The 3,922-nt window shown below is 38.9% G+C and carries 3 protein-coding genes, 2 tRNA genes and 1 rRNA gene; 5 read left to right on the top strand and 1 reads right to left on the bottom strand.

The features are described from left to right. Positions 1-62 precede the first annotated feature (62 nt). From AAC147_RS01150 to birA, 4 genes are all read left to right on the top strand, one after another. Positions 63-138, top strand: a tRNA-Thr gene (locus AAC147_RS01150). 34 nt (positions 139-172) lie between these two features. Then, a 5S ribosomal RNA gene (gene rrf / locus AAC147_RS01145) occupies positions 173-288 on the top strand. Between the two features lie 161 nt (positions 289-449). Then, positions 450-1,490, top strand: a complete 1,041-nt coding sequence (gene murB, locus AAC147_RS01140; RefSeq protein ID WP_047684777.1) for a UDP-N-acetylmuramate dehydrogenase — start codon at positions 450-452, stop codon at positions 1,488-1,490. Next, complete coding sequence (gene birA / locus AAC147_RS01135) at positions 1,487-2,446, top strand: bifunctional biotin--[acetyl-CoA-carboxylase] ligase/biotin operon repressor BirA (RefSeq protein WP_047684774.1); 960 nt, start codon at positions 1,487-1,489, stop codon at positions 2,444-2,446. The genes murB and birA overlap by 4 nt, the downstream gene beginning before the upstream one ends. A gap of 30 nt (positions 2,447-2,476) precedes the next feature. Here the strand turns inward: birA and coaA are convergent, their stop codons facing one another. Then, positions 2,477-3,427, bottom strand: coding sequence for a type I pantothenate kinase (gene coaA / locus AAC147_RS01130; RefSeq protein ID WP_047684771.1), 951 nt, complete (start codon positions 3,425-3,427; stop codon positions 2,477-2,479). A 384-nt stretch (positions 3,428-3,811) separates the two neighbouring features. Between coaA and AAC147_RS01125 the strand changes: the two genes are divergently transcribed. After that, positions 3,812-3,887: transfer RNA gene (locus tag AAC147_RS01125), tRNA-Thr, on the top strand. Positions 3,888-3,922 lie beyond the last annotated feature (35 nt).

Here is a 3,922-nt window from a genome sequence, read left to right as displayed (position 1 = left end):
GCACTGCCAGACATTGATTTATAAGTGTTGCCAAGATGGCAACACTTTTTATTTTAGCATTTGCTGATATGGCTCAGTTGGTAGAGCACACCCTTGGTAAGGGTGAGGTCCCCAGTTCGAATCTGGGTATCAGCACCATGAATAATGCGTTCGGTAAATAAAACAGAATTTGCTTGGCAGCAATAGCGCGGCGGTCCCACCTGACCCCATGCCGAACTCAGCAGTGAAACGCCGTAGCGCCGATGGTAGTGTGGGGTCTCCCCATGTGAGAGTAGGGAACTGCCAAGCTTTAATATCCAGTCAAAAGGCCACTCATTTGGGTGGCCTTTTGCATTTCTGGTTATTTTCTTTTTTCTATGTCTTCTATAGTAAGTCAGTCACTACTGGTTTATCTTTCAAAGATAGAGTCTGCTAGACTACAGGCAAATTATTTATCGAGTTAGAAATGAATGTCTGTCTGTCAACCAACTCAACTAAAAGTGTTTAATACGTTTGGCATTTTAGCCAATGCTGAACGTATTTGTACGGCAACCTCAACTGAATCACTTTTATCTTTATGGCAAAAAGCAGAGAAGAGTGGTCATCCTATCCTTATACTGGGAGGAGGTAGCAATGTTCTATTTACTGAAAATTTTAAGGGAACAGTAATTTTAAATCGTATTCTTGGTATCGAGATACAAGAATCTGATATTGCATGGCATATTCATGTCGGCGCAGGTGAAAATTGGCATGAATTAATCAAATATTTACTAAATCGACAAATTTTTGGTCTGGAGAATTTGGCATTGATTCCTGGGAACGTTGGTTCTGCCCCTATCCAAAATATTGGAGCCTATGGAATTGAGTTTAAACAAGTCTGTGAATATGTTGACTTAGTTGAGCTGAAAACTGGTAAACAAATTCGTTTGATGGAAAGCGAGTGTCAATTTGCTTATAGGGATAGTGTCTTCAAACATCAGTATAGAGAAGGATATGCAATTATTTCTGTTGGTTTGAGGCTAAATAAAACGTGGAAGCCTATATTAACCTATAGTGGTTTAACGCAGTTCTTGGGGGGCGATGTTACACCAGAGCAAATATTCCATGTAGTCTGTGAAATGCGCCAAAGTAAGTTGCCAGATCCTGCTGTTGTAGGAAATGCAGGGAGTTTCTTTAAGAATCCGGTTGTATCGATTGAATTGGCGCAAAAAATTAAATCGGAATACCCTGAATGTCCTCAATATCATCATAATGAGTATAGTGTAAAAATAGCTGCGGGCTGGTTGATAGATCAATGTCATTTAAAAGGGTATCGTGTTGGTGATGCTGCTGTTCACATGAAACAAGCATTGGTATTAATCAATCAAGGCAATGCCACAGGGCAGGATGTTATTGCCTTGGCTGCTTATGTACGTAAACAAGTAGCTAAAAAATTTGATATTTTTTTAGAGCCTGAAGTCCGTTTCATTGGTAGTGAAGGTGAAATAGACGCAGTGGAATGTATTTCATGAAAGATATTAGTATTCCATTAAAATTAATTAACGTGCTATCAGATGGTGAAACTCATTCAGGGCAGCAGTTAGGTCAGGAATTAGGAATGAGCCGGGCAGGAATAAATAAACATATCCAGACTATTCGTGAGTGGGGAGTGGAGATTTTGACGATCCCCGGTAAAGGTTACCGCTTTCCTGCTCCCATGAATCTTCTTAGTAAAGAAATGATTGAAAGCTACTTGCCAAATAATGGCATTGAGGTTATTCCTGTTATTGATTCCACAAATCAGTATTTTTTAGATAAATTAGAGGAACTTACTTCAGGGGATTCCTGCGTCGCAGAATACCAGTATGCAGGGAGAGGCCGTCGTGGAAGACAATGGGTGTCTGCTTTTGGCCGGAATTTATATTTATCTATGTTCTGGCGTTTAGAACAAGGCCCTGCTGCTGCAATTGGATTAAGCCTAGTAGTCGGTATTGTAATTGCGGAAGTTTTGAATCGCCAGGGAGCAGAAAGGGTAAAAGTAAAGTGGCCTAATGATTTGTATCTGGATGATAAGAAACTGGCTGGTATATTAGTTGAATTAATGGGGAAAACAGGAGATGCAGCTCAGATTGTCATCGGAATTGGTATGAATATTTCAATGAGCAGTGAGCAGCAAAAATTAATAAACCAGAGGTCGATTAATCTACAGCAGGCAGGAGTAACTATTGAACGAAATAAGTTAGTTGCTGAAATCGTTGTTGAACTAAAGAAAGCGTTGGTCCAGTTTGAAAACGAAGGATTATTACCTTTTATTTCCAGATGGTTTAAATTAGATAATTTTATGGATCGTCCGGTGAAATTGATTATTGGTGATCAAGAAATTTATGGGATCTCCCGTGGAATTGACCAACAAGGTGCACTATTGCTTGATATCAATGGTGTTATTACGCCGTATATTGGTGGTGAAATTTCTTTGAGAGGATGCTGAGTATAAAGCCGGAGACTTCCGGCTCTTACATTATTTTCTTAATCTGACGTTTTCAATAGCGTGGTTAGCACCTTTAGTCATAATTAAGTTGGCGCGTTCTCTGGTGGGTAAGATGTTTTGTTGTAGATTTAATCCATTAATTTCTTGCCAAATGCCTGATGCGACTTTTATTGCTTCTTCAGTCGTTAACTTAGAATAACCGTGGAAATAAGAGTCTGGGTCAGCAAAAGCGCCTTGGCGGAATTTAAGAAAACGGCTGACATACCATTGTTCGAGTAATTGTTCTGATGCGTCAACATAAATAGAAAAATCAACAAAATCAGAAACAAAGACATGATGTGGCTCATGGGGATAATCCATGCCACTTTGCAGCACATTTAGACCTTCTAGTATCAGAATATCTGGTCGTTCTATGACAAGCTGTTCGTCAGGTACAATATCATAGCTAAGGTGAGAATATACTGGCGCTGTAACCTTTTCGACACCTGATTTTATATCAGAGACAAATTTGACTAAACCGCGCATATCGTAGGATTCGGGAAATCCTTTTTTCTTCATTAAGCCACGCTCATTTAGCACATTATTAGAGTGTAAAAAACCGTCTGTAGTCACCAGTTTCACACGACGATGTTCAGGCCAGCGGCTCAATAATGCTTGTAATAAACGTGCCGTTGTACTTTTTCCAACAGCAACGCTACCCGCAATACCAATGATGTAAGGTATTTTTTGCCCACCAGTCCCTAAAAATTGTTCAAGAACAGCCTGACGCCGTATATTGGAACTAATATAAAAATTAAGTAGGCGTGATAATGGCAAATAGATCTCAACTACTTCATCTATTGAAATTTCTTCATTAATTCCTTTTAAAGCAGCAACCTCTTCTGCTGTTAATGTTAAAGGCACTGAGTCACGCAAAGTTGCCCAATGTTCACGATCAAATTGTAAATAAGGGGTCGTTAAAAAAGATTCTTTCTTATTCATAAGCCAACATCTGCCTGTCTATGCAGGTTGGACGGGTTGTTGTACACACCCGTATCCGACAAAAAATAAACCTCATCATATCGGCTGAACTATCTTAGGCGTAGAAATTTTTATTATTTTAGTAATTTTTTTGATGGAAAATACAAAATTACGAAAAAATGAGTAGTTTTTTTGTTTATCCCTGATAAGTAATTTTTCAAAATAATCTATCAGTTTGTTTGTTGAAGTTTTCATATTGCGAATTTTTGTTTGCCATTTGTACTGTATCTATTGAAAAAATCATCAAAACAACTTTGATTGAACGTAATGTGAGCGAAAAAACAAAAAAGATAATTTTTTTGTTGCATCATAGGCGAATACTACCTAGAATGCGCAGCACTTGATGCCGGCATAGCTCAGATGGTAGAGCAACTGACTTGTAATCAGTAGGTCCCGAGTTCGATTCTTGGTGCCGGCACCATCAAAAATTTGGAAAGGTGGGGTTCCCGAGCGGCC

The organism is Xenorhabdus sp. NBAII XenSa04 (assembly GCF_963866145.1).
GTDB classification, from domain to species: Bacteria; Pseudomonadota; Gammaproteobacteria; order Enterobacterales; family Enterobacteriaceae; genus Xenorhabdus; species Xenorhabdus indica.
Note: the sequence above shows the minus strand (reverse complement) of the source record. Positions and strands in the feature narration are given on the sequence as shown.